The 25,762-nt window shown below is 37.7% G+C and carries 25 protein-coding genes and 1 riboswitch; of the genes, 14 read left to right on the top strand and 11 right to left on the bottom strand.

Features of this window, described 5'->3' with window-relative positions:
* Positions 1-404 precede the first annotated feature (404 nt).
* The 4 genes from D8M04_RS17255 to D8M04_RS17270 form a co-directional block, all read right to left on the bottom strand.
* Positions 405-1,100 (bottom strand): undecaprenyl pyrophosphate synthase, encoded by a 696-nt coding sequence (locus D8M04_RS17255; protein ID WP_121524664.1) that lies wholly within the window; start codon positions 1,098-1,100, stop codon positions 405-407.
* Positions 1,101-1,125: 25 nt separating this feature from the next.
* Positions 1,126-2,589: a DUF4153 domain-containing protein gene (locus D8M04_RS17260; protein ID WP_121524665.1), complete on the bottom strand. Its 1,464-nt coding sequence runs from the start codon at positions 2,587-2,589 to the stop codon at positions 1,126-1,128.
* Between the two features lie 83 nt (positions 2,590-2,672).
* Positions 2,673-3,305 (bottom strand): HAAS signaling domain-containing protein, encoded by a 633-nt coding sequence (locus D8M04_RS17265; RefSeq protein ID WP_121524666.1) that lies wholly within the window; start codon positions 3,303-3,305, stop codon positions 2,673-2,675.
* Complete coding sequence (locus D8M04_RS17270) at positions 3,302-3,634, bottom strand: PadR family transcriptional regulator (RefSeq protein ID WP_121524667.1); 333 nt, start codon at positions 3,632-3,634, stop codon at positions 3,302-3,304. Before D8M04_RS17270 ends, D8M04_RS17265 begins: the two co-directional genes overlap by 4 nt.
* A gap of 422 nt (positions 3,635-4,056) precedes the next feature.
* On the opposite strand from D8M04_RS17270, the gene D8M04_RS17275 reads away from it, so the two are divergent.
* From D8M04_RS17275 to D8M04_RS17300, 6 genes are all read left to right on the top strand, one after another.
* Positions 4,057-5,625: a Vga family ABC-F type ribosomal protection protein gene (locus D8M04_RS17275; protein WP_121524668.1), complete on the top strand. Its 1,569-nt coding sequence runs from the start codon at positions 4,057-4,059 to the stop codon at positions 5,623-5,625.
* A gap of 101 nt (positions 5,626-5,726) precedes the next feature.
* Positions 5,727-6,458, top strand: coding sequence for an ABC transporter ATP-binding protein (locus D8M04_RS17280; RefSeq protein WP_121524669.1), 732 nt, complete (start codon positions 5,727-5,729; stop codon positions 6,456-6,458).
* Positions 6,455-7,216 carry an ABC transporter permease gene (locus D8M04_RS17285; protein ID WP_121524670.1) on the top strand — a complete coding sequence of 254 codons (762 nt, stop codon included), beginning with the start codon at positions 6,455-6,457 and terminating at the stop codon, positions 7,214-7,216. Before D8M04_RS17280 ends, D8M04_RS17285 begins: the two co-directional genes overlap by 4 nt.
* A 177-nt stretch (positions 7,217-7,393) precedes the next feature.
* On the top strand, positions 7,394-7,828 hold the full coding sequence (locus D8M04_RS17290; RefSeq protein ID WP_121524671.1) for a MarR family winged helix-turn-helix transcriptional regulator: 435 nt from the start codon (positions 7,394-7,396) through the stop codon (positions 7,826-7,828).
* Between the two features lie 19 nt (positions 7,829-7,847).
* Positions 7,848-8,450: a flavin reductase family protein gene (locus D8M04_RS17295; RefSeq protein WP_121524672.1), complete on the top strand. Its 603-nt coding sequence runs from the start codon at positions 7,848-7,850 to the stop codon at positions 8,448-8,450.
* Between the two features lie 20 nt (positions 8,451-8,470).
* Positions 8,471-9,067 (top strand): alpha/beta hydrolase, encoded by a 597-nt coding sequence (locus tag D8M04_RS17300; RefSeq protein WP_187695465.1) that lies wholly within the window; start codon positions 8,471-8,473, stop codon positions 9,065-9,067.
* 119 nt (positions 9,068-9,186) lie between these two features.
* On the opposite strand, the gene D8M04_RS17305 is transcribed toward D8M04_RS17300, so the two are convergent.
* Together D8M04_RS17305 and D8M04_RS17310 are read right to left on the bottom strand one after the other, a co-directional pair.
* Positions 9,187-10,272: an LLM class flavin-dependent oxidoreductase gene (locus tag D8M04_RS17305; protein ID WP_121524674.1), complete on the bottom strand. Its 1,086-nt coding sequence runs from the start codon at positions 10,270-10,272 to the stop codon at positions 9,187-9,189.
* 83 nt (positions 10,273-10,355) lie between these two features.
* Positions 10,356-11,219, bottom strand: coding sequence for a VOC family protein (locus D8M04_RS17310; RefSeq protein ID WP_121524675.1), 864 nt, complete (start codon positions 11,217-11,219; stop codon positions 10,356-10,358).
* A 199-nt stretch (positions 11,220-11,418) separates the two neighbouring features.
* Positions 11,419-11,463: riboswitch (PreQ1 riboswitch) on the top strand.
* Positions 11,464-11,469: 6 nt separating this feature from the next.
* Between D8M04_RS17310 and D8M04_RS17315 the strand changes: the two genes are divergently transcribed.
* On the top strand, positions 11,470-11,955 hold the full coding sequence (locus tag D8M04_RS17315; protein ID WP_121524676.1) for a QueT transporter family protein: 486 nt from the start codon (positions 11,470-11,472) through the stop codon (positions 11,953-11,955).
* 95 nt (positions 11,956-12,050) lie between these two features.
* On the top strand, positions 12,051-12,806 hold the full coding sequence (locus D8M04_RS17320) for a DUF3891 family protein (RefSeq protein WP_158595149.1): 756 nt from the start codon (positions 12,051-12,053) through the stop codon (positions 12,804-12,806).
* Between the two features lie 155 nt (positions 12,807-12,961).
* On the opposite strand, the gene D8M04_RS17325 is transcribed toward D8M04_RS17320, so the two are convergent.
* Both D8M04_RS17325 and yfkAB read right to left on the bottom strand, forming a co-directional pair.
* Positions 12,962-14,065, bottom strand: a complete 1,104-nt coding sequence (locus tag D8M04_RS17325) for a mechanosensitive ion channel family protein (RefSeq protein ID WP_121524678.1) — start codon at positions 14,063-14,065, stop codon at positions 12,962-12,964.
* Between the two features lie 178 nt (positions 14,066-14,243).
* A complete protein-coding gene (gene yfkAB, locus D8M04_RS17330; RefSeq protein WP_121524679.1) occupies positions 14,244-15,371 on the bottom strand; it encodes a radical SAM/CxCxxxxC motif protein YfkAB in 1,128 nt (375 codons plus the stop codon).
* A gap of 141 nt (positions 15,372-15,512) precedes the next feature.
* Here yfkAB and D8M04_RS17335 point away from each other — a divergent pair, with 141 nt between their 5' ends.
* The gene (locus tag D8M04_RS17335; RefSeq protein ID WP_121524680.1) at positions 15,513-17,129 is read left to right on the top strand and encodes a catalase; all 1,617 of its coding nucleotides are present in this window, start codon (positions 15,513-15,515) and stop codon (positions 17,127-17,129) included.
* A gap of 218 nt (positions 17,130-17,347) precedes the next feature.
* On the top strand, positions 17,348-18,112 hold the full coding sequence (gene aroD / locus D8M04_RS17340; protein ID WP_121524681.1) for a type I 3-dehydroquinate dehydratase: 765 nt from the start codon (positions 17,348-17,350) through the stop codon (positions 18,110-18,112).
* A gap of 350 nt (positions 18,113-18,462) precedes the next feature.
* Here the strand turns inward: aroD and D8M04_RS17345 are convergent, their stop codons facing one another.
* From D8M04_RS17345 to D8M04_RS17355, 3 genes are all read right to left on the bottom strand, one after another.
* Positions 18,463-19,284: an arginase family protein gene (locus D8M04_RS17345; protein WP_121524682.1), complete on the bottom strand. Its 822-nt coding sequence runs from the start codon at positions 19,282-19,284 to the stop codon at positions 18,463-18,465.
* A gap of 122 nt (positions 19,285-19,406) precedes the next feature.
* Complete coding sequence (locus tag D8M04_RS17350) at positions 19,407-21,140, bottom strand: ABC transporter ATP-binding protein (protein WP_121524683.1); 1,734 nt, start codon at positions 21,138-21,140, stop codon at positions 19,407-19,409.
* Positions 21,137-21,946 (bottom strand): MerR family transcriptional regulator, encoded by an 810-nt coding sequence (locus D8M04_RS17355; protein WP_121524684.1) that lies wholly within the window; start codon positions 21,944-21,946, stop codon positions 21,137-21,139. The genes D8M04_RS17350 and D8M04_RS17355 overlap by 4 nt, the downstream gene beginning before the upstream one ends.
* 440 nt (positions 21,947-22,386) lie before the next feature.
* Between D8M04_RS17355 and D8M04_RS17360 the strand changes: the two genes are divergently transcribed.
* The 4 genes from D8M04_RS17360 to D8M04_RS17375 all read left to right on the top strand — a co-directional run bounded on the left by D8M04_RS17360 (position 22,387) and on the right by D8M04_RS17375 (position 25,735).
* Positions 22,387-23,148 (top strand): GTP cyclohydrolase II, encoded by a 762-nt coding sequence (locus D8M04_RS17360; protein WP_121524685.1) that lies wholly within the window; start codon positions 22,387-22,389, stop codon positions 23,146-23,148.
* On the top strand, positions 23,141-24,250 hold the full coding sequence (ribD, locus tag D8M04_RS17365; RefSeq protein ID WP_121524686.1) for a bifunctional diaminohydroxyphosphoribosylaminopyrimidine deaminase/5-amino-6-(5-phosphoribosylamino)uracil reductase RibD: 1,110 nt from the start codon (positions 23,141-23,143) through the stop codon (positions 24,248-24,250). The genes D8M04_RS17360 and ribD overlap by 8 nt, the downstream gene beginning before the upstream one ends.
* Positions 24,247-24,819, top strand: coding sequence for a 5' nucleotidase, NT5C type (locus D8M04_RS17370; protein WP_121524687.1), 573 nt, complete (start codon positions 24,247-24,249; stop codon positions 24,817-24,819). The genes ribD and D8M04_RS17370 overlap by 4 nt, the downstream gene beginning before the upstream one ends.
* A gap of 259 nt (positions 24,820-25,078) precedes the next feature.
* Positions 25,079-25,735 carry a GntR family transcriptional regulator gene (locus D8M04_RS17375; RefSeq protein ID WP_121524688.1) on the top strand — a complete coding sequence of 219 codons (657 nt, stop codon included), beginning with the start codon at positions 25,079-25,081 and terminating at the stop codon, positions 25,733-25,735.
* The last annotated feature ends 27 nt before the right edge of the window (positions 25,736-25,762 follow it).

A 25,762-nucleotide genomic window follows, 5' to 3' on the forward strand; every position in this document is an offset into this window, starting at 1 on the left:
GTTCGTCCTGAGCCAAGATCAAACTCTCCAAAAAAGTTTGTTAGAATTGACACCAATCAATTCTATGTCTTAGCTTTTAGAAGTGTTACCTTCTATTTAAAAGAAAAAACGAGTTTTTCTTCATGTCCTAACATACTGGTTGTTTTGTTCAGTTTTCAAAGAGCAATTTTAGTGTGCTGTCGTTCAACAGCGACTTTACTAATATATCATTTCTTTCTGTCGATGTCAACAATTATTTTCGTTTGTTTTCAGCGACAACTTTTATAATATATCATTATGAGTTGAAATTGTCAACAACTTTTTTTATTGTCTCATTCAACTTTTTCGTCCCTTTTCGGAACAGCATCATTTATATTATCTTATTAGCAACAGAAAGTCAACAAGAAATATACCCGGATTTTTCCCTACGATATATTCGACAGCCTTACATGATATTCATTAACTATTTCTTCGAGTTCCTCTTTAGTGAAGTCAGGAAAATAAGTATTGCTAAAGACTAAATCAGCTGAGGCAGCTTGCCATAAAAGAAAATTACTAATTCGGCATTCCCCTCCTGTTCGAATAATAATATCTGGATCTGGCAGATTACTAGTGTATAGATACTTCATTAAATAAGATTCATCTAATCTATCTGGTTCAATACCTTTTAGTTGTGCTTCGTGTATTAATTTTTGAACGGCATTTAAGATTTCCATTCTGCCACCATAATTTAAAGCAAAATTAACTACCAACCCAGTATTATTCTCTGTTTCATGAACAGCACGCAGAACCACTTCTTTCGTTGTGTTTGGAAGTCCTTCTATATCTCCAGATACCATAATACGTATATTTCTTTCGATGAATTTTGGAAGCTTTTGTTTAAAGAAGCGAATAGGAAGACGCATTAAATAGTTCACTTCCTCTTTGGGCCTATTCCAGTTTTCCGAAGAAAAGGCATATAGAGTGAGGTATCGTATTCCTAATTCGTTGCTAGCATCGATAATTTTTTCCATAGCTTGTGAACCGGCATAATGTCCTTCACTTCGAGTCAGACCTCTACTTTTCCCCCATCTTCCATTCCCATCCATAATAATCGCAATATGTTTTGGAAAATTTACCATTGTTATCATCCTCCTATTTCACTTTTTATTTAAGCTCTAATTCTCTTAATGCATCTTTCGCTTTCTCATTTGCAAAGTTAAATGATTGCCACGTTTGGTTCTTTTGATTTTCTAATTCCTCTTTTCGATTTTCGAGAATTCCCTTTAATTCTGGATAATCCCGATTCATTTCATATAATTCAATCAAACCCATAACTCCTGCTGAGGATAAAGAATTTAAATAATACACATCTATTTTCCCTGTCTCCTCATATCGATCGAGGTTGTTCTCTACGACAATTCTTTCAATGTTCATAACGTTTAATGCGGTGTAGAACATTAACCCTGTTATAAGGTAAAAGTGCAGAAGTGATAAATGCTCTAGCCACACTCTAATGAATGTATATGCAAAAATGATCATAAGAAAAACCATAAATGCTTGTGCTATGATTCTATCAAGCGTGTATCCGTAGGCTGTTTCATACATACTCAACCGTTGATAAGCAGAACCTAGCATAATTCCACTTACGACAATAAGCACGGAATACATGATTTTTAATGTAAGTTTCAAACGCCTATTTGAGTCCTTCACCAATTTAAGACTGCTTAATATAATGGACCAATTAATGACGGTAACAAATAGTAGTTCAAAAAATCCCCTTCTTGCATATTCTGCATATGTGTATCCATCCAGCAATTCTTTTCCAAAGAAATATTGAAATTGCACGAACACAAAGACCAAGTAGACTGCATTTAACATGATCAAGATGGTTAATATCGTTACACTATCCCAAGTTATTCTTTTTTCCATTAAATTAGCTGGAGCGGTTATGGCCTTCTTTCTAGGCAACACTTGAAGTAAACCAAAAAACATAAAGCCAATACCGATGGACAGGAGCATACGAATAAACCCTTCTAGAAATTGAACCTCCATGATAAAGTTAGGTATATACAGGACGAGTTCTTTGAATACAGCATCTGCTGACATAAGTAAGCTAGTAATCACCATTAATAAAGGAACCCCAATGACTAAGCCAACAAGAACTCTTTTTATCCCTTGTAATGCTTTAGCGTCCATATTTCTAGAAAGCTTTTTAAATATCGTTTTACTAAAACGGATACTATACTTCACTCCGTCACACCATTTTGAAGAAAGGTAAGAAACAAATAATAGACTCGCCCATTTCAAATACTTTGGACTTGTAATAAGCACAAGATGAAAAAACACTAACAAAGGAATAATCAACAGGTTAAGTACATAAAACATGGTTCCATTATAGGCAGCATATCCAGCTGCAAGTGTCCAAATAACGATCATAAGCAGCACGCCAATTCTTCGATTCTGGAACATAAGCCTATACCTTAGAAAGAAACAGAGGTAAAACACCACTATAAATAGTGGGTAGGAGACTCCAATTCTTCCATGAAAGAAGCTAATTTCTGCTAACCAGCCTAAACCCAAACAGACTATAAGAAATATCCATTCTTTTCTCTTTCCTGCAATATTCATCTACATCCCACCTAGATAGATATTCTATGTACATAGTTTCCCTATGTATATAAATAAAAAAATAGTCCACTTTCGATTGGAAGCTAGACCGAATCTCTTCGCCCCCATCTATAACCCAGCCACGTTATTGGATATAAAAGTATGGTAAACACTATACAAACAACAATAAACGGAGCACTGAGTAAGGGCTCAAACCATTCATGTGGTATAAGCTTAAACACCACTAAGTACATTAACAATAGATTCGGTACGATAGATAGCCAGAAAGTCTTTCTTAGGAGACTTAACCCGTGATTTCCAAACTCTTTCCCAATTTCATACCCAAGGAGCCCCCAGAACATCACGTACAAAAGAATAATAATGGTAGGCATATCCGTCAAAGCCGTCCACAATTGCTCTATCCAATCCCATTCAAATATATTGTACAGTACGGTTAAAGCGATACCCATGACAAAAATAAAAATATTGCAAAACACAAACAACCACTGTGTCTTCCTCGGCGTAATAGAGGTTGTCTTCTTCCAAACCCTTGCTAAATCTTTCGGCTCCCCTAACCTTAATACTAACTCTTCGTACTCTTTGTCCCTTGGTATATTGCTATCTTCCAGCAAGTCTTCAATATGCATTTGGTAGTCAGCGAGTATCTCCTGTTTATCAGGATGGTCTCCAATTTCCTCAGCTAACTGTTCCAGGTAATGTTTGGCTGGGTCATTCATGACTCGCTTCGTCCAATCAAGTTATTCATTACTTGAACGTAACGATGCCACTCACTTGTTCTTTCAGCCAATATGTCCGTTCCTTCATCTGTAATGCGATAATATTTACGAGCAGGCCCTTTTTCTTGCTCCTCTTTATAACTTACAATATAACCTTGCTTTTCCATCTTATGAAGAGCAGGATATAAGGTCCCTTCTTTCATCTGCAGCTTGTGGTTACTACGTCGATCCATTTCTTTTACTAGCTCATATCCATACATATCCCGTTCTTGAAGAAGCTGCAATACAAGGAGTGAAGTACTTCCCTTTACCAATTCTCGGTTAAACATGTTCTCACCTACCTAGAATTATTAGGTATCTTAACTATATACAAAAAATAATTTGATGTAAAGCTTCTTTTAAAATAATTAGACAATAATAAGAAAGGTAGCATATAATAAGGTTAATACACATGAAAGGGTGAGCCATTTAAAATGAAATACTAATCCTATTTTTTCGAATGAATTCAGTTAAAGGTTTTTTATTTAGGAGCATTATCTGCCCTTTATTTATCATGCCTTTAACCGAGTACACTCAGAATAGGATTGGTATATAGCTCACACGGAACCGGTAGGTGTATTATAAGCAGATGCTGCGTATAAGATATTTACCAGTGCTTTTACTATCTACCGATTAGAGTCATGCCTCCTATTCTGCGATACGATTAGGAGGCATTTTTATTGTTGTCTCCATTAGTGAAAGGAGATATAGAATGATCATTTTAGAAGCAAACAATATCAGTTATTCTGTGCGTGAGCGATTGTTATTTTCCTTTGAATCTTTACAAATAAAAAAAGGGGATCGTATTGGTTTAGTAGGGAAAAATGGCAGTGGAAAGACAACTTTGTTAGAAATATTGGCCGCTAAACGCCAAGTAGATGAGGGAACAATTTCAACTGCATCGTCCCGCACTTTGATACCACAATTAAAAGAAACGGACACATTACAAAGTGGTGGAGAAGTAACGCAATCTCATATTAATCATGCTATAGGCGAGAAAGCAGACATTCTATTTGCGGATGAACCTACGACCAATTTAGACCGGCTCCATATTGAAAAACTAGAAAAACAATTCTTGCATTGGCATGGAGCCTTAGTCATTGTCTCCCATGATAGAGCATTCCTTGATGCCATTTGCACAAGAATATGGGAAATTGACGATAAGACGGTAAATGAATTTAAAGGGAACTACTCCGATTATTTGCATCAAAGAGAGGCATTAAGAAAAAAGCAAGAACATTCATATGAGCAATATATTCAGAAAAGAAAGCAACTCGAACATGCGCTTGAAATAAAGGAACAAAAAGCGCAAAGGGCAACCAAAAAGCCTAAGAATGTAAGCAAATCGGAAGCGAGCATAACCGGTGCGAAGCCGTATTTTGCGAAAAAGCAAAAGAAGCTGCAAAAGACAAAAAAGGCATTAGAAACTCGTTTAGAAAGGCTGGAGAAAGTAGAGAAACCAATAGAATTTGCCCAACTGAAAATGGAGCTTCCCAACCAGGACTTCCTCCATGGAAGAACCATCATAAGACTAGAGGGATTGGAAGGACGTATCGGAACACGTTTATTGTGGGAATCCTTAAATCTAGCTATCAAGGGTGGGGAAAAGATAGCAATTATTGGTGAGAACGGGGTTGGAAAAACAACTCTGCTTAAAAAAATAATGAAGGAAACAAAAGGAATTAAGCTCTCTCCTTCTGTGAAGATAGGATACTTCAGCCAAAATTTAGATGTACTAGATCCCGGGCAGTCTATTTTAGATAACGTTATATCTACCTCTATTCAAAATGAAACTATGATTCGGATCATCCTTGCCAGGCTTCATTTCAGAAAAGAAGACGTATATAAGAAGGTTGAAGTATTAAGTGGAGGGGAACGAGTTAAAGTCGCCTTTGCTAAAATCTTCGTTTCGAATATAAATACCTTAATCTTAGATGAACCCACAAACTACCTCGATATTGAGGCGATGGAAGCATTAGAGGATCTATTAGTGGAGTATAATGGAACGGTACTCTTTGTCTCCCATGACAGAAGATTTTTAGATAAAGTCGCAACGAAAATTATAGAATTAAAAAATATGAAATTTACTGTTTTTGATGGAAGCCTAAAGGAATATCAAAAACCTAGCAATCCTTCCATTCAAAGAGAAGACTTACTCGTTATCGAAACAAAGATTACGGAGGTTTTGAGTAAACTTAGCCTTGAAGCCTCACCAGAACTTGATAGCGAATTTAAGGCATTACTACAACAGAAAAAAGCGATGGAAAACGGCAGAGGATAATCTGCCGTTTTGTTTTCCCTTATGCATATTTATAGAAACAAGTTAGAGAATAACCGATAATAGTATAAGATGTAATCATTCTATTAAAGGAAGGAAACTAGATGGCGAATACCTACACACCAATTATTGAACTAACAAACGTTACCTATTCAGATCATGAGGTTCCTATATTAAAGAACATCACCGGATCCTTTCCAGAAGGTAAAATCACTACCTTAGTTGGACCTTCTGGCGCAGGGAAAACAACCTTATTTCGATTATGTAACGGTCTTATATCTCCTGATAAGGGGGATATTGTAATTAAAGGGAAATCAATTGAAGATTATGAACCAACTACCTTACGACGAAAGATTGGATTAGCATTACAAAACGCCACCATGATTTCTGGCTCCGTATATAAAAATCTTTCCCTCCCTCGCACATTACAAGGAGAGTTATTAGACGAGGAAACAGCACGTGAGTTATTGCTGGATGTTGGTTTAGATAGCGATTTTCTTCACAGGAATGTAAAAGATCTATCAGGCGGACAACGACAAAAGGTCTCCATTGCACGCACCTTAGTCAACCAACCAAAGGTGCTATTATTGGATGAGATAACCTCTTCCCTTGACCGTGTTTCCCAGCAAGATATCGAAGAGCTGATTGTAGCTGTTAATAAAAAATACGGTACAACGATTATTTGGATTACCCATAATTTGGAACAGGCTTTATCTATCGGTCAGTACACTTGGGTAATGATGGCTGGTGAATTAATTGAATCAGGTGAAAGTAGTCTGCTTAAAAATCCAACAGATGAAAGAGTAAAGGTGTTTGTTAGGGGGGATATGGAATGACCTACTTAACATTATCTTTAGCTTTGATTTTCGTACTTATTCCAATCGTATTATCGAAAACGTTAAACTTGGGATTAGAAAAAGATACGCTCATTGCTACCGTGCGCTCGATTATCCAATTGCTCGCCGTTGGCTATGTCCTGCAATTTGTTTTTGATTCTGAACAACCCATCTATATTATTTTGATGATTGCGTTAATGATTACTGCTGCTACCCAAAATGCTAGAAAAAAAGGAGCATCCATTAAAGGGATTACCTGGAAGCTTGTAGTAACATACCTTTTTGTAGAAATTCTTACCCAAGGGATACTACTTGGTTTTCAAATTACACCTGCTACACCTCAGTATATTATCCCTATTAGCGGAATGATGATTGGAAACTCGATGGTACTATCTATTTTGTTCCTGAATCGATTTACTGCAGAGGTAGAGAGCCACCAAGATGAGACAGAACTCATTCTTTCTTTAGGCGGAACACCCAAGCAGGCTATCCATAAACAATTAATTAATTCTATTCAAGCTAGTACGATTCCAACAATTGAAAGTCAAAAAACAATTGGACTCGTGCAATTGCCAGGGATGATGAGTGGACAAATTATAGCAGGAGCCGATCCCGTTCAAGCCGTGCAATTTCAGCTTCTGATTCTATTTTTACTACTGACTGCCGCAGTAGTTACAAGTGTCATGATGGGATACCTATCTTACCCCGCCTTATTTAATGCAAGGATGCAGATGTTGAAAATGCGTCAAAAGGATTAATATCATATCAGTAGCTGATCTGAGTGTAGGATCAGCTATTCCTTTCCCAATCTCAAGATTTATTATATCTTCTATAGGGAATATTAAAAGTTGACAGTCGGTATGATATTTTGTATATTATACTTAATTAAAAATACTTTAATTCATAATATATATAAATCTAAAGGGGATTTTAAAATGAGTGTAAACTTATCACTTAAAGCATTTGTTGTCTTATTAAAAGCCAACAAAACGTTAGAGGAATTAATTAAAAAGGACATCAGCAGTTATGGAATGCGCACCTCTGATTTCACTGTACTAGAAGCATTATATCACAAAGGACAGCAAACAATCCGTCAAATATCGGAAGCAGTACTAATTAATACTGGCTCCATTACTTATGTTATCGACAAACTAGAGAAGAAAGAGCTGTTAACAAGAACTGCCTGCAAGGACGATAGAAGAGTGGTTTATATTAGTCTAACAGATAAAGGTACAGCATTAATGGATGATATTTTCCCTAAACATCAGAAAGTCATTGAGGAAGTATTCGAAGATGTGTCTGACGAAGAAAAGGAAATATTGATCAACTCATTAAAACAGATAGGTAAAAAGGCAGAAAAATTAAGGTAACTACAGGAGGAGGAGTAGAATGCTTTCCTTTCATCCAAAGGATTTAACAGAGCGAGAAAATTATAAACTTTTAATTGGAAGTATCATTCCAAGACCGATCGCTTTCGTTACTAGTAAGTCAAAAGACGGTAAAGTAAATGCAGCCCCGTTTAGCTATTTTAATATTGTTTCTTCTAACCCACCCATGATTTCCGTTTCTATTCAACGGAAAAACGGAGTGTTGAAGGACACTGCACGCAATATTCAAGAAACAAAAGAATTTGTTGTCCATATTGTAGATGAATCAAATGTAGAAGAGATTAATAAAACAGCAGCTTCCCTAGCTCCTTCAGAAAACGAAATAGACTATACTAATTTAACCCAGGTAGATAGTGAGACAGTTGCAGTTCCAGCAATTAAAGAAGCTAAAGTTCGATTCGAGTGTCGTTTAGAAAAGGCAATAACCCTTGGAGAACCCGCCGGCACTGATCTAATTATTGGAAATATCGTTCAATACCACATAGCTGAAAACATTTATGATTCAGGCAGGATAAACAAGGACATTTTAGGTGCTGTTAGCCGCCTTGCCGGCCATGATTATGCCAAGATAGGGGACGCATTTACTATTGAAAGACCAAAATAACTAAAAATAAGGAGAGAGAAATAATGAAGCATATTTTCCAAAAAGGTTCAGATTCATCAAAACCAACACTATTACTATTACATGGTACAGGAGGAACAGAGCAAGATTTGCTTCCTTTAGCGGAGATTATAGATCAAGATGCTAACGTACTAAGTGTAAGGGGGAATATTCTTGAAAATGGAATGCCCCGCTTCTTTAAACGTTTAGCGGAAGGAGTATTTGATGAAGAGGATTTAATCTTCCGTACGAAAGAACTAAATGAATTCCTAGATGAGGCCGCTGAAAAGTATGAATTTGACCGCAGCAACATCATTGCTATCGGCTATTCCAACGGTGCAAATATTGCCGCAAGTCTCCTCTTCCATTACAAAGATGCATTAAAAGGAGCCATCCTTCATCATCCAATGGTTCCTAGAAGAGGCATTGACCTTCCAGATTTATCAGGTAAAAAAGTATTTATTGCCGCTGGAACCAACGATCCAATTTGCCCGGCAGAAGAATCTGAGGAATTAAACACCTTATTAGAAAATGCAGGAGCTGAAGTAGAATTACACTGGGAAAATCGCGGTCATCAATTGACAATGAGTGAAGTGAAGGCTGCTTCTGCTTGGTATTAAAGCTAATAGAAGAATCCCGCTGTGTTAGGCGGGATTCTTTTTTAACAATACTTAGATAAAAATACACACACAATTCTATATATGAATTATGTGTGTACTGTGTTCAAAAACTCAAAATTTTATCCAAGAACCTTCTTTTGCACTTTTTTCCCGATTTCACGTCTAAGAACTGGTGCTACCTCCGTTGCCAAAAGTTCAATTGATCTGGCCAATTCCTTATATGGCATTCCACCAATATCCATTTGCATCATAAATCGATTATGTCCATACAGTTCATGTTGAATAAGGACCTTCTCTATTATCTCTTGAGGACTACCGATGAACATAACACTTTCAGGTCTTGTCATTATTTCAAAAGCATCTCTAGGCATAGATGCATGAATGCCACGAGATCTATTCATGTATTCCATATAGTTAGCGTAGTAAGGATAGAAAGTGTCCTTCGCTTCTTGCATTGATTTAGCAATAAAGCCGTGCCCTGTCACTCCTACTTGAAGCTGTTCCTGACTTACACCCGCACGTACAGCTCCTTCGTGATATGCATCAATTAATGGCAGAAATCTTGGATGTGTACCACCAATCATGGCTATTGTCAGTCCTAGTCCGTATCTTCCTGCACGCTCGGCACTTGAAGGTGTGCCACCAACACCTACCCAGATTGGAAGACTCTCCTGTTCTGGACGAGGTGCAATTTCAGATTGATGCAGAGGAGAACGGAATTTCCCACTCCAAGTCACACGTTCATTCTTATTTAATTCCAGAAGGAGCTGCAAGTGCTCTTCAAATAATGCATCATAATCATCAAAGCTATACCCAAAGAGAGGGAAAGACTCTACGAACGCCCCTCTTCCTGCCGTAATTTCTGCTCTTCCATTTGATATCAGATCAAGTGTTGCAAAATCTTCAAACAGTCTTACAGGATCGGTGGTATTTAAAACAGTTGTTGTGCTTGTTAACTTAATCTGCTTTGTCGATTGGGCAATTGCGGATAGGACCATTTGCGGGCTCGATACTGCATAGTCCAGGCGATGATGCTCTCCAATGCCAAAAATATCTAGTCCTGCTTCATCTGCAAGCTTAGCAGCTTCGATAATTTCCTGAATTCTTGTCTTTGCACTGACTGCTTTCTTCGTAAACGGATCTGCTACAATGTCACCAAGTGTATAAATGCCAATCTCAAATGGTGATGCTTCTAGCTGCTTCATATTCAATCCTCCAAATCAAAGCGGGAAGGAATTCACCTTCCCACTTAATCCTATATTACTTTATGCATGCATTTTTCTGTTCGTTATGCAGAAATGCTAAGTACAATCTTGTTTCCAGATGGATCCTCAACTACAAAATCATTCATGTACTCTGTTACAGTTGCACCGATTCCTTCTAATTTCCTCATTTGTTCAGCTCTTGCTGCTTCATCAGGGAAGATAAGTGTAAACCAATTCATACCCACACTATTTTCTGCTGGTTTTGGTGCCCCAACGCCATTCCATACATTTAATCCAATATGGTGATGATAACCATTTGTAGAAGTAAATAATGCACCAGGAAATCTTGTAACAACATCAAATCCTAGTCCGTTAACATAGAAATTCTCGGTTTTCTCAAGATCCGCAACATGTAAGTGAATATGTCCCATCAAGGTATTCTCAGGCATACCCTTCCAAGGTTCATCTGTTTCTGCAAGCAGGCCATCTCCATCTAATGCAACGGTAGCCATAGATACTTGGTCACCAGTCCACTCCCACTCGGAAGAATGTCGGTCACGAGCAATCTCGATTCCATTACCATCTGGATCATCAAAGTACAACGCTTCACTTACATAGTGGTCAGAAGCACCTAAACGCATTTGTCCATTCGTTGCTTGAATCAGGTGTTTTAGGAAGGCTGCAAGGTCTGCACGACTCGGCAGTAAAATTGCCATGTGATATAAGCCTGTAGTTCTACCTTGTTTTGATGTAACATTATCAGGCTGTTCCAAGGTTATTAACGGGGTTTTCCCATCTGCAGTTAATACCGCTTTGCGATTCGATTCTTCCAACACCTTAAATCCCATAAAATCTCGATAAAAAGCTAAAGACCTTTCTAAGTTCGTTACATTTAAATTTACTTGTCCTACATATATACTCGGCTTTTCAAAAAATTTCTTTTCCACTATAGTATCCTCTTTTCTCTTTATTATTTATCCATTTGAATTTCAATTCCATTATGTTCATAATTACTATTTTCTACTTAGTTACTTTATGTAACTTAGTATACTATCACGAATACTTATTGTCAATTCTTTATCAACCAAGAAATAGTCCTTCTCATTTTAAGCTAAATATACTATACTATTCTTTGGCCTTTTTTAAGAGCCCGTGGTTCGGGACCATCCCACGAAAAAAAACTAAGGAGAGATGAAAATGAAAAACAGATCACTGGTAGCGAATGCCATGTTAGCAGCACTATATGTTGCGGTTTCTGGTTTAATCGCACCGTTTGGATTTACAAATGTTCAGTTCCGTGTATCGGAAATCTTTAACCACCTTGTTGTATTCAACAAAAAATTCTTTTTTGGTATTATTACAGGGGTGTTTATAGCCAATTTATTATTCTCCCCGATGCGCTTGTATGATATTATCTTTGGGACGTTTCATTCAGCAGTTTCATTAGGTCTAGTTATCCTGCTTGGCAGATATATTAAAAATGTAATGGTCCTTTTAGTAGCCAATACCTTTATTTTCTCATTTAATATGTTTATCATTGCTTTCGAACTTTATGTAGCGCTTGACTTGCCATTTATGTTCTCTTGGTACACTGCCGCTATAGGAGAGGTCGTAGTACTCGCAATAGGGATACCAATAATATTAGCTCTGAATAAACAAGTTCATTTTGATAAACTCTTATAGGGCAGAAAAAAAGAAACTTCACGAATTGCTTTTAGCAAATTGTGAAGTTTTTCTTTTTTAAAAAGGGGTTATAGTAGGACTAAGGAGAGATGCAAATGATAATAAAAGAAAGAGATAGTGAGGAATTTGTGTTTATCGAACAGCATCATCACGCATATGTATCTTATGAACTTATAAAAAATCTAAAAGATTCATTTGTAAAAGATGAGACATACAAAGCATCCCTGTTAGAAGCTGTTCGTTTACACGATTGTGGATGGAGATACGTAGATAAACAGCCCTTTTGGAATATCGAAGAGAATAAGCCTTATGATTTTACTGATTTCCCTCTGTCAGCTAAAGTGATGGTTTACGAGATGGGCATCAATGAGGTAGAGCAGAAGGATTTATATGCGGCACTGCTCTGCAGTGTACATTACACCAAATTTATAATGAGCGATTCTGAAGTAGATGCTAAAATCTTTGTAGAGAAAGAAAAATTACGGCAAGAAAAAATAATGCATCAATTGGGCAGGATAAACAAACATTTGTTTGAATACCACTATGCCCTTCTTCAATTCGCTGACAGCCTTTCGTTGTATTTCTGTTTAAACGATCCTGGCGTTTCGCAGGATGAGGTTCACTTCTTTTTTAGAGAAGGAATACACTTACCATTTGCCAATACAGAGGATAAACTTATGCCATTATGGGATGATAAAGGAACAGTTCACCTGGACCCCTTCCCTTTTCAATCTTCAATAAATATCGAGCTTCAGCAAAAACGAATACACATGGAAGACATAAAAAGACACGGACTTATTCCTTGTTACGAGGCTAATGCTTTTGAGACTGTCTATATTACTATAAAATAATCGGTATTCATCTTAGTCTTTAGACGAACGGCTTATTTGCAATTATAAAGTTATGAGTGTTTATACTTTCATTTATCTTAAAAAAGCACCCCAAGTTAGGCTTCAACTCTAACTTGGGGTGTAATACTTAAGCTCAATCTGTACCCATTCACTTTTTAATTTTCATCTCTCATACGCAGCGAGTTTTCTCTTTCTCCTTCACTTTCTACATATAATCGCCTTGTTGGATATGCGAATTGTATGCCCTCTTCACGAATAATCTCAAGAATACGATAGTTAATCTCTTCTTTAATCACGATATATTCATCATAATCGGTTGACTTTGTGAAGAAGTTGATGAGGATATCCAGACTGCTAACATTAAACGCATCAAACTTTACATTAATCGCTTCCTGATCTATACCAGAATGGCCTCTAAGCAAGGCTTCTATACTTTGAATAGCGGTTTGTATTTTTTCCTTCGGTGTTTCATATGCTAATGCAAGATTAAAGTTAATTTGCCTTTTGCCCATCTTACTCCAGTTTGTAATATTTTCACCTGCTAGCGTAGCATTTGGAACTGTAACAAGCGCTTGCTGAAAGGTTCTTATTTTCGTACTTCGAAAAGTAATATCTTCCACCGTACCTTCCACACTAGGTGTCATAATCCAGTCCCCTATAGTGAATGGCTTTTCGGAAATAATGATAATCCCACCAAACAAGTTTCCAATAGTATCCTTTGCGGCTAGGGAGATGGCCAACCCACCCAATCCTAAACCTGCAATAAATCCTTGGATATTATACCCAAACTCTTGCAGGACGATTGTTAGAGCAATCGCGAAAATAATAAATTGAAGTGTTTTTGATAACAGCGGAATTAGGATTTCATCTATATTTAGATCTGTCCTCTCATTAATCTTTCTAAATAAGGAAGACGATGAGGAAGAAAGCCTTAGTAACCCCCAAGTAACAAGTATGATAAATGATACCTTTAGTATCTTACTAAATTCTAAATAGGAGATATTGTACCCTAGACTAAGTCCATAATAGGTAATTGCAACGTGAAAACCAATAACAATAAAGAAAAACTGCATCGGTTTTTCAAATGCATATAGAATATTGGATAGCACGTTAATTCTTGTTTTTTTAATTACCCTTACAAATAAAACAAAAACATATTTCGTAAACAGCTTTCGAAATAGCAAAAATAAGAAAAAGATACCGAAAGCAATACCTAGTTCAGTCCAATGCTCTATGGATAGAAAGTATTCCCATGTCATTTCTATTCTGGCCTCCGTACTAAATATCTAATTGTCATCTAGTTGCAGTAGTCTATAGTTTACCAAAGGGAAATGAATCCTTCCAATGTGAAAGATATACTTTGAGATATTTTATTAAAACAAATGTTTGTTTGACTTTAGCAAACGGTACCTGTAGTTACATTGGTTTCAAATTGATTTATCTGGTTATTTTTGCTGCTCTTTCTTTAAAATTCACATCTCGATAATAAGCGTTCTTCACCAAGATATTTGGCCCAAGGCACTTCACTGCTGGACAATGGCAATTTAACGCTTTGGCTGTTTTTGATTGCATCCATCGTTCATAGGCCTCTGGTAAAGTAGTAGTTTGAATATTACCTAATGATGGCTCTTCATCACCAAAGTCAGTCACTATCACATCACCACTAAAAATATTTACATTTAATCGAGAACGGCCATCCGGATCATTTCTAAGTGAAACATTTTTTTCCTTATAAAGCCGTTTCAGTAACTTACGATCCTCTTCATTGGAACTGCAAGCGTAGAATGGCAGCGTTCCGAATAACATCCATACCTCTTTGCTTCGGTGATCAAGCAGTCGATGTATGGCTATACGCATCTCGTCTAAACTTAGAATCTCCAGGTTGCTTGCAAAATCGACTGGATACATTGGATGAATTTCATGACGTGTACAACCCATTTCTAATACATGATCATGGATATGCTCTAGGTATGGAAATGTCCTTTTGTTAAGCATCGTTTCAGCTGATACCATAACCCCTGCTTCCGAGAGGCGTTGCGCATTTTCTACCATTTGATAAAAATAGTTTTTACGATTTTCTAAAGTAGGCTTGCGTTCCATTAATGCGAAACCAGTTTCCGCAAATTCCTCGGAAGTCCCCCAGTTATGAGAAATATGCAGTACATCCAAATAAGGGATGATTTCCTCATATCGAGAATATGGTAAGGTAAGGTTGGAATTTATTTGTGTGCGAACTCCTCTTTCCTTTGCATATTGCAATAGTGGTACAACATAGTTTCTAACTGATTTTTTATTCATCATGGGCTCGCCACCCGTAATACTTAACGTGCGGAGCTTCGGTATTTCATCAAGTCTTTGAATGATCAATTTCATTGGCAGTGCTTCATCATCCCTAGCCTGTAATGTATATCCCACTGCACAATGTGCGCAACGCATATTACACATCGTTGTCGTTGTAAATTCAATATTCGAAAGTGTCATTTCCCCGTATTCTTCTACATCTAAATACGCCTCCCACGGATCATTGGATGGCGTCATTTTTTGGGCAATCCCCAAGGTATTCATTAAGATCTTCCTCTCTATTTGTTCTTCCTTATTTTACCATCCCTACTTTCCTATGCATATTTTTATTCCATTATGAATGAGAGAACATAATTAGGAGAGTATATGTAATGATGTAAAATACGCATGAAAAGGGGATAATCGATGAAAAAGGACCCAACAAACCAAACGAATATAGAAAATGAAGATACTTTAACTACGAGACAAGGCCATCCAGTAACCAATAACCAGAATATCAGAACGGTAGGTAATCGTGGCCCAGCAACATTAGAAAACTATGATTTCATAGAAAAAATTAGCCACTTTGACCGCGAAAAAGTACCAGAACGAATTGTACATGCACGTGGTGCCGGGGCACATGGTTACTTTGAATCGTATGGAACCGCTGGGGATGAACCAGTCTCCAAATACACGAGAGCGAAAGTTTTTCAGGAGAAAGGGAAGCAGACTCCTGTTTTTGTAAGATTTTCCACTGTTGTTCATGGCTTACATTCTCCTGAGACTGTTCGAGACCCCCGTGGATTTGCTGTTAAATTCTACACTGAGGATGGAAATTGGGACTTAGTAGGAAATAACTTAAAAATCTTTTTCATCCGAGATGCGATGAAGTTTCCGGATATGATTCATGCATTTCGCCCAGACCCTGTAACTAATATCCAAGATGCAGAGCGTTTCTTCGACTTTTGTTCCAATTCACCAGAATCTTTTCACATGGTAACGTTTGTTTACTCTCCCTGGGGAATTCCAGCAAACTATCGTATGATGCAAGGTTCCGGTGTGAATACGTATAAATGGGTAAATAATGAAGGAAAAGCGGTACTTGTAAAGTATCACTGGGAACCAAAGCAAGGAATTAAGAACTTAACCATGAAAGAAGCGGAAGAAATCCAAGGTAAGAACTTTAACCATGCTACCCAGGATCTTTATGAAGCCATTGAAAAAGGCGATTACCCGGAATGGGAATTGCATGTCCAGATTATGGAGGATGGTCCGCATCCAGAGCTGGACTTTGACCCATTAGATGATACAAAACTATGGCCCGAGGACCAATTCCCATGGCTGCCAGTTGGAAAAATGGTATTAAATAAAAACCCAGAGAATTATTTTAATGAGGTAGAGCAAGCATCCTTTGGTACCGGCGTATTAGTAGATGGGCTTGACTTTTCGGATGATAAAATGCTTCAAGGAAGAACCTTCTCATACTCAGATACACAGCGTTACCGAGTAGGCGCGAACTACTTGCAACTGCCAATTAATGCAGCCAAGAAACGAGTAGCAACCAACCAAGAAGGCGGGCAGCTCCGTTATCATAATGACAAAGCCCCTGGCCAAAATCTACATGTTAATTATGAACCATCTACTCTAGGTGGGCTTAAAGAGGCAGAACAAGTTGGAAAAGAATATACTCCCCACGTAGAAGGCAATCTAGTCCGCGAATCGATTGAAAGAAATGATAATACCAAACAAGCTGGTGAGACGTATCGCCGTTTTGAGCAGTGGGAAAAGGACGAACTGATTAACAATCTAGTTAACGACTTAGCTGGCTGTGACAAACGAATTCAAGATAAAATGATTGCTCTTGCTGAGGAAGCAGACGAGGAATACGGACGTCGTTTAAGAGAAGGCATTGCAGAGAAAAGCAAGATGTCTGACAACACGAAGACGGAATTCGGTGCCGAAATGCATCCTCTTGGTGCTGACCATGCAGCAGAGGCCGTACAAGATGCCATTGAAAAAGGGCATGATGCAAATCCATATTAGATAGTTTAGAAGCCGCCGTAGAAGCGGCTTTTTTAATCCTAAAATAAGACACCACCATTAATCCAAACGCCCATTTAGTGTGTTATTATTAGTGTAATAAGTCCGCTAAAAAATGACTAAAAAATAATCACAATACAATAACGATTGTACATACATAAAAGTATTGGTAAGCAACAAGCTCACCTGGACCACACCTCTATAAGGAGAGAATAATAAATATGTTTAAACCTGTTAAAGTAAGAGATCTTGCTATTGGGGAAGGAATACCAAAGATTTGTGTTCCAATGGTTGGAAAAACAACAAAACAATTAGTAGAAGAAGCGAAAGAATTAACGACTTTAGACTATGATGTGGTAGAATGGCGCGTCGATTTTTTTGAACAGGTGGAAGAAATCGAAAAAGTAAAAGAAGCCCTTAAAGAAATTCGCAGTGTATTACCGAAGGCTCCTCTTATATTCACCTTTCGCAGCGCTAGAGAAGGCGGAGAAAAAGAAGTATCTTCCAAGTACTACAAAGATTTAAATCTGGAGATTTTAAAGACAAAAGAAGTAGATATTATTGACGTTGAGTTATTCAATGATGAGGAAAATATAAAAACACTCGTTTCAGCCGCTCACGAAAATAATGTTCTCGTTATTATTTCTAATCATGACTTTGATAAGACTCCAGATAAGAACGAAATTGTCTCCCGTCTAATGAAAGCCCAAGACCTTGGTGCAGATTTACCGAAAATTGCTGTTATGCCAAACAATACAGCAGATGTCATTACCCTTTTAGATGCCACAAGAGAAATGGCTGAGAGCCACGCAAATAGGCCAATTATTACAATGTCCATGGCGGGCAAAGGCGTTATAAGCCGGTTAGCGGGAGAAGTGTTTGGCTCTGCTTTAACGTTTGGTGCTGCAAAGCAAGCGTCTGCCCCTGGACAGATTGCTGTTAAACAATTAAAAGATGCTTTACATCTATTACATCAGAGCTTATAAAGTAAACTTAATCAGTGTAGCGGATTTAGCTCTTTTGCTACAGGTATTCGTGTGGTCCTGCGAGTAATTCTACGCTGCTACAGATATTTAATGCCTTGCCGCGGGTATATTTTCTCTGCTACGGGTATTCGTTCGATCCCGCGAGTAATTCTACTTCGCTCCAGGTATTTGATACTGTCCCGCGGGTATATTTCCTCCGCTACAGGTATTCGTGCAGTCCCGGGGGTAATTCTCCTCAACAAAGCTTGAATAGGAACTTACTGCCAGCTAAGGCGCGGTAGGTTGCCAATTATAAATCATGCTTAAAAAGGTGTCCCCCTAGTATAAACGGTGACACCTTTCTATATCTTTTAAGCAATCGTTTTATACTTACGGCGCATCCAATCCATTGCATGAGTAAGGATAAAGTGATTGGCCTGGTTATTTTTCTTCACAGCCGCTTTCACTACTTTAAGGTATTCATTTGCAGGGTTTACTGGAAACTCTCCACAAACATCGAGACCGTATATTTCTTTATTTCGAATTAATTGTTTTGTAAATGCCAAAACTTGCTCAAGTGACATGGACCCATGATCCCAAGCTGTTAACGCTTCTCTCTCATGCAAAACGTCTTTATCTATACTAATATAAACCAGCTCAGTTGGAATCTGACTAACGAGTGTGTTCATATAGGTAGAATTCATTTTTGGCAATTCTTCCTCTGTTATTACTTTTATTTTTTTTCGATACAAATACGGAATATGTTCTAATGTTTTGGAACTAATCCCAATCATTATTACCTGTTTTAATAAAGGTAGTTTTTTCAATGACTCTAGAACCCAAGATCCACAGGATATTAAGGAATCATTGGGACTTGGCAATGAATCAGGATGATGATCAAATAATACAAGTGTAAACGGTCGCCGAATGTCCGTCAGAAACAAAGTGGAGGCATAATGGTAATTTCCACTGCCTAAAAACGAAATTCGATGCTCTTTTTTTCTAAGCTTTTTCTTTATTTGTTCTATTGTATTTTTCTCACATAACAAGTTCGTGTTAGGGATGTTCTCTAAATCAACCCATTCTGTATTTTCTTTTGAATAGAAGGATTGCATTTTGTAACCCCCGTCAAAGTTGAATAAGGTTACACCGCGTTCCATTCCAGTCATCTCCTCGTTTGTTAATTTTTTCACAAAATCCTTTAAAGATAGGATCCTTATTTAATTATATCAAAGACTCTATTTTTTCGGTTGTTTAACGTAATTACAAGAAAAGCCATTGGAATATCTCAATGGCTTTCTCTTGTATATTACTTTTATGTTAGCTGTTGCTCTGCAAATTGGCGATATAATTCATGCGACTGGATTAATTCCTGGTGTGTTCCTATTCCAGTGATTCTGCCTTTTTCAATGAAAATAATATTATCTGCATCAACAATGGTTGATAATCTATGGGCAATTACAAAGGTGGTTCTTCCTTCCATTAAACGGGATAACGCCTCTTGAACCGCATGCTCTGATTGACTATCCAAACTTGCAGTTGCTTCATCCAGCATTAATATCTTAGGATTACGCAAAAAAGCACGTGCAATATTGATTCGCTGTCTCTGTCCACCAGATAGTTTGACCCCTCTTTCTCCTACCTCTGTATCTAATCCATCTGAAAAAGTCCTGATAAACGTATCGGCATAGGCCATTTCCGCAACCTTCCATAATTGTTCATCCGTAATCTTCTCTGATTCTGGCAGCCCGTATGTCAAATTCTCTCGAATCGTACCAGCCATCATCGCACTTTCCTGTGATACATAACCTATTTGACTTCGCCATGAGCGAAGGGAAAGCTGCTGAATAGAAGTTTCTCCTATTTTAATTTCTCCTTTTGTCGGCTCATAGTAGCGTTCGATTAATCCAAATAATGTTGTCTTACCTCCTCCACTAGGTCCGGCAAAGGCAATCATTTCTCCAGGTCTTGCATCAAATGTAATATCTTCAAGTACCTTCTGCTCCTCGCCATAGGAAAAGGATACATGAGATACCTGTACTTGTTTATTCGTTATATCCATCTCTAATCCTTCCTGACCGCTTTCTTCTGGCACATTCAGGATTTCAATAATTCGAGTAGTTGCACCCTTCGCCTTTTGCAACTCCGTAAAGAACATTGCAAAGGAGGTGATAGGGTAGATGATTTGAAACAAGTACAGTAAGAAAGCAACAAGGGATCCAGTTGACATTGACCCTTCCGCTACCCGAATTCCGCCATAACCAATAATAATAACAATAACTAGCATCATTATCGTGTATATTAGTGGACCAATCAATGCAAATATCCGGGCTTCTTTTAGACCGAAGCCAAATAGGTTTTTAATCCCCTCCTTTCCTTTTTCTTCCTCAACCCGCTCTGCGGTTGATGCTTTCATCAGCCGTATTTCACTTAAGGTTTGTTGAATCTCACCTGTAAAAGCAGCAGTTTCATCTTGAAGTCCTTTGGAAACCTTAGCCATCCTAGTTCCTAATGGCATCATAATCGCAAAGGTAACCGGGACAGCAACCAGCATAAGTAAAGTCATTTTCCAATCCATAATTAAGAGAATGATAATCGCACCGAAGATAGTAATTAGTCCAGTAATAAATTGTGGAAAATGCTGTGATATTAAATCTTTTACAATACCTGTATCATTAACAACCCTGCTTACCGATTCACCACTTGCACGTTTATCAAAGTAGCTAACCGGTAAGCGGAGCAACTTGAACCACATCATTTCTCGCAGACGGGCAACAATCCGTTGACCAACAGCTGCTAACAAATAAGTGGAAGCCCCATCGACAACTGCCTGTAAAATAAATACAATGACAATAATGATAATTAATGTGGCACTTAATGCCTCAACCTCAAACCCATCCACCAACTCCCTTGTAAGTAAGGGGATAGATAATCCTACCAGCATGGTAATAATGCTTCCAATTAACCCAACTATTAATGCCAACTTCGGTATATTCGCCGACCGAAGTAAAGATATAAATGCACCTAATTCACTTTGCTTTTCCTTCATTCCTCTTCTCCTTCAGAAAAAATATCTATTGATTTTAAGTAGTGCAACATGGCCTGTTCTAGCCAAGATTCCTCTTCTTTTGTTAATGGAGATGGAAAAGTACGCTCCAACTCATCTGCTATCTCATTTAGATAATCGTCATCTTTATCTTCTATCTTTGACACAACATCTGCAAGCGCCTCTTGAAATTCGTCCTTTCCGGTTAATTTAAATATCAGGGAAAAATAATCATGAAGCATCTCATGAACTTCTTCGTGATGTATCGGTTTTTCTGCTAACTGTTTCACTCTTTCATAAAACTTAAGGGACGCTTTCTCTAATTCCAGTTTAATATCTTCGGACACATCGTAATATTGGTCAACAATATCCTTATCCACTAGTTTTTCTGCGTAGCTTCGCTGCTCTTTCTCCGTTTGCATCCCCGCGATAATACTCATCAGGATAGTACTGTCAACTTCGCCTACTTCTTCCAATATAGCAATTGTTCTCCTTAACGTGGATAGAGAAGTATCTATTTTTTCTCTATCCATTTCCAGCTTCTCCTTTTGCATACGCAGTGATTCAATTATAGTCATATCCATACTGGAACGGTAAATCAGTTCTTTAATTTGCTCTAGCGAGTAACCGAGGCTTTTTAGTGTCATTACCTTATGAAGTGTTTGAATATTTTCTTCAGAATATATTCGATGACCAGTACGCACATCCTTTACAGGCTTTATTAAACTAATCTCATCATAATAGTGTAATGTACGTATTGACACCTTCGTATGCTTAGAAAATTCCCCAATGGAAAAACGTCCCACCATTATGCTATCATTCCTTTACTTTAATAGTTATATTTCTTCTCTATCATATAACCTAACGTTACGTAAGGAGCAAGTAAAATTTTTTAAATTTCACTAGGACCCATTTGAAATAATCAGATACGAGCCTATTGGTTGCCCACACCAAATCGTGATATAAAGCATATTTATAGTTCATACTATTTATAAAGTGCAACTTCAATTAGTAGGGGTTCCTTCCTCCCCGCTGATTGATAGTACCACATAAGTACCACAAGGGTATGAGAATGGTGTACGGATCGGGGTTTGTTTACTTCCCGCCCCTACTTATAATTTCTCGTTAAGGTGTTTACAGCTAGTTAACCTGCGAAGAAATCATTACATCATTTGAGTAAATAAGATTGATGAACATCCGATTTTTAACTATACTAAGTAGAAGCAAGATTGAAAGGAGCTCATTATAGATGGAACAAATGAAGCTTGAGTCAAAAATCTTCTCTATTCTAAAAGATAAAATACAACTTGTACCTACTACAACAGGTCGTGCAATATATTTAGTCGGCCCCATTCGACTGCCAGTTAATTTGTATGGAGAAACCGTTGAATTCAAATGGTATTGCTGGTTAAATTGCGAGGAAGTTACAGAGGATTATGAACACATTATTGAAAAATTAAACTCAGAGAACCTTGCGGAATTACAGCAATCCAGCGTGCTAGTTTACGGTGATTTTGAAAATGCAGATGAGGCTTTCATTCGGATGCATTCCATTTGTCATACTGGAGATATTTTTGGAAGTAAACGTTGTGATTGTGGCTTCCAATTGAAGCAATCCATGAAGAAAATTGTAGAGAATGGAACTGGTGCATTATTTTACCTGGCAAATCATGAAGGAAGAGGAATCGGCTTGTTTTCAAAAGCAATGGCATATCTTCTTCAAGAGAATGGCTATGATACAGTAGAGGCTAATGAAGCTCTTGGGTTTGTGAATGATTCAAGGGATTATAGCGATGCCATCGCAGTTCTAAAGGTATTACGCGCAAAACCAGTGACACTTATTACGAATAATCCACAGAAATTAGATGCCTTAATTGAATCAGGGCTTTATGTTTCTGGCCGCGTTCCATTATGGGGTGATGTTTCGGAATATAATAAGAAATATCTAGAAACAAAAATCACGAAATCTGGCCATATTCGCGAGGAAGAAGGAGCCTGCCACAATGACTAAGGATGAGTTTTATATGGATTTGGCCCTGAATAATGCTCGAGCGATGAAAGGACAAACCGAACCGAATCCACTAGTTGGTTCGGTTATTGTTAATGATAATCGCATTGTCGGTGTTGGCACACATCTGAAGGCTGGTGAACCCCACGCCGAAATTCATGCCCTTAGAATGGCTGAAGATAAAGCTAAAGGGGGAACGATTTACGTTACATTAGAACCTTGCTCCCATCATGGAAGGACAGGCCCTTGCGCAGAAGCCATTGTAAAAGCCGGTATTAAAAAGGTGGTCATTGCAACTCTGGATCCGAATCCAATGGTTGCTGGAAACGGTGTAAAGATTTTGCAAAAGGCCGGTATTGAGGTTGTTACGGGTGTGTTAGAGCAGCAATCCATTGACATGAATGAGGTATTCAATAAATATATTATTGAAAAGAAGCCCTTTGTTACTCTGAAAGCAGGAATTACTCTTGACGGAAAAGTTGCTACCCATACGCTAAGCAGCAAGTGGATTACTTCTGAAGAAGCAAGATACGATGTTCATAAACTAAGAAGTGAGAATATGGCGATTTTAGCGGGAATCAATACAGTTATGAAAGATGACCCTGCTCTAACATCCAGAATCCAGGATGGTCGTAACCCTATCCGAGTTATTATGGATTCCCAATTACGAATTCCGCTTGACTATCAGGTTATCACGGATAATTTAGCAGAAACTTGGATATTTACGACCAAAAATGCTGATCCAATCAAGCTAAATACACTAAAGGAAATGGGAATCACTATTTTCGTAACCAATTCAGAACAGCGGGTTGACCCTGAAGAAGTGATTGAGAAATTAGGTGAATTAGGCATATCTTCTCTCTTTATTGAGGGAGGAGGAAATATCAATGCTTCTTTCCTTGAGAAGAAACTAATTGATAAAGTTATACTATACATTGCTCCAAAATTAGTCGGCGGCAAAGAAGCTCCAACCTTTTTAGAAGGAGCTGGAATTTCCGAGATGGCGGACGCTGTTGAACTGATAAATACAAGCATGGAGCCAATTGGTAAAGACTTTAAATTTACTGGTTATGTTAAGAAAAGTGATATCGGGGAGTTAAAATGAGATTCGGCTTTGATATTGATGATACATTAATAAACTTAAGAGAACATGCCTTTCATATTTATAATAAAAAATTAAATAAGCAAGTAAGTCTAGAGCAATTTAAGCTTATTGATCGAGTTGAGATTCACGAGCCGTTTGGTCTTACCGATAAAGAAGGTAATGATATGTGGAATCGTTCACTAGAGGAAATTTACTTCACAAACTGTCCCCCTTATCCTGATGCGGTGGAAACACTACAAGAACTAGCTAAGGCAGACCATGAAATTTATTATATTACCGCCAGACCAAAAGAACACGGGGAGAGAACAAAGAAATGGATGAAGAATCTAGGTTTCCCTATTGATGACGCCAGGTTTTACTATGGGATGAAAGATAACGAAAAAATACACACCATTAAAACGTTGCATCTTGATTTCTATATTGATGACAAGCCAGCTGTTTTACAAACACTGGAACAAGAACCTATCACCCTTTTCATGATGGACCAGCCATATAACCAGTCAATCACACATCATCACCGCTTGACAAACTGGAAGGATTTTATGAATCTTATCGAAAATCATGCATAAAAGAATGGGAAAAGGAAAAACGATCACCTACGTTTTTCCTTTTTATTTAGAAAGTAAATATTACGCATCTTCAATAAATGCAGGAAGAATGTCTTCCAAGTTTTTAAAAATAATATAATATACTAATATATTGCATATTTCATTGCCAGTAGTTTTATAGTATAATATATATTAGGATATTCATTGCTAAAATTTAGCCATCTTATTATATAATTTTAAAAGCCATATTGATGTAAACTTATCTGGGAGCGTGAACATTATGCCGGTACCAATAAATCATGCAAGACCAACTAGGAAATCAGCTAAAGAAAGCGCATTCAACCAGCTTCAACAGTGGATTATTGATGGTACATTATTGCCAGGTGAAAAACTAAACGACACAGAGCTTGCTGAAGCACTTGGCGTAAGTAGAACACCTGTTAGAGAATCACTACAATTATTAGAGGTACAGGGATTTGTTAAAATGTATCCAGGTAAAGCGACACAGGTAACAGATGTAGAGAAAGATGCCATTAAGGATCTTCTGCCCCCTCTTGCTGCCCTGCAAGCATTATCGGCGGAATTAGCTATCCCCAATCTTAACGATGAAACTATTAATGTATTAGAAGGCATCAACCAGCGATTTGCCGAAGCCATTCGCACCGAAAATTATTATTCTGCATTAAAAATAGACGAACAGTTTCACCAGCTTATTGTAGATACCGCTAATAATAGATACATCAAGCGTATGATAGAATCGTTACAAGCGCATGTTAGACGATTGTTCTTCCATAACTCTATCGTATTAACAGATAAATCAATTGATGATCATCAGGAAATAATTGAGCTTATGCAAGCTGGAGATGCCAAGAAATTACAAGATACGATGAAGCATAACTGGCTGCGGACAATCGAATTTTTCCCTAGAGCTAACTAAAAATGAACTACATAAGAAAAACCCGGT

Origin of the sequence: Oceanobacillus piezotolerans, from assembly GCF_003665065.1 — a bacterium.
Taxonomy (GTDB): Bacteria; Bacillota; Bacilli; order Bacillales; family Amphibacillaceae; genus Oceanobacillus; species Oceanobacillus piezotolerans.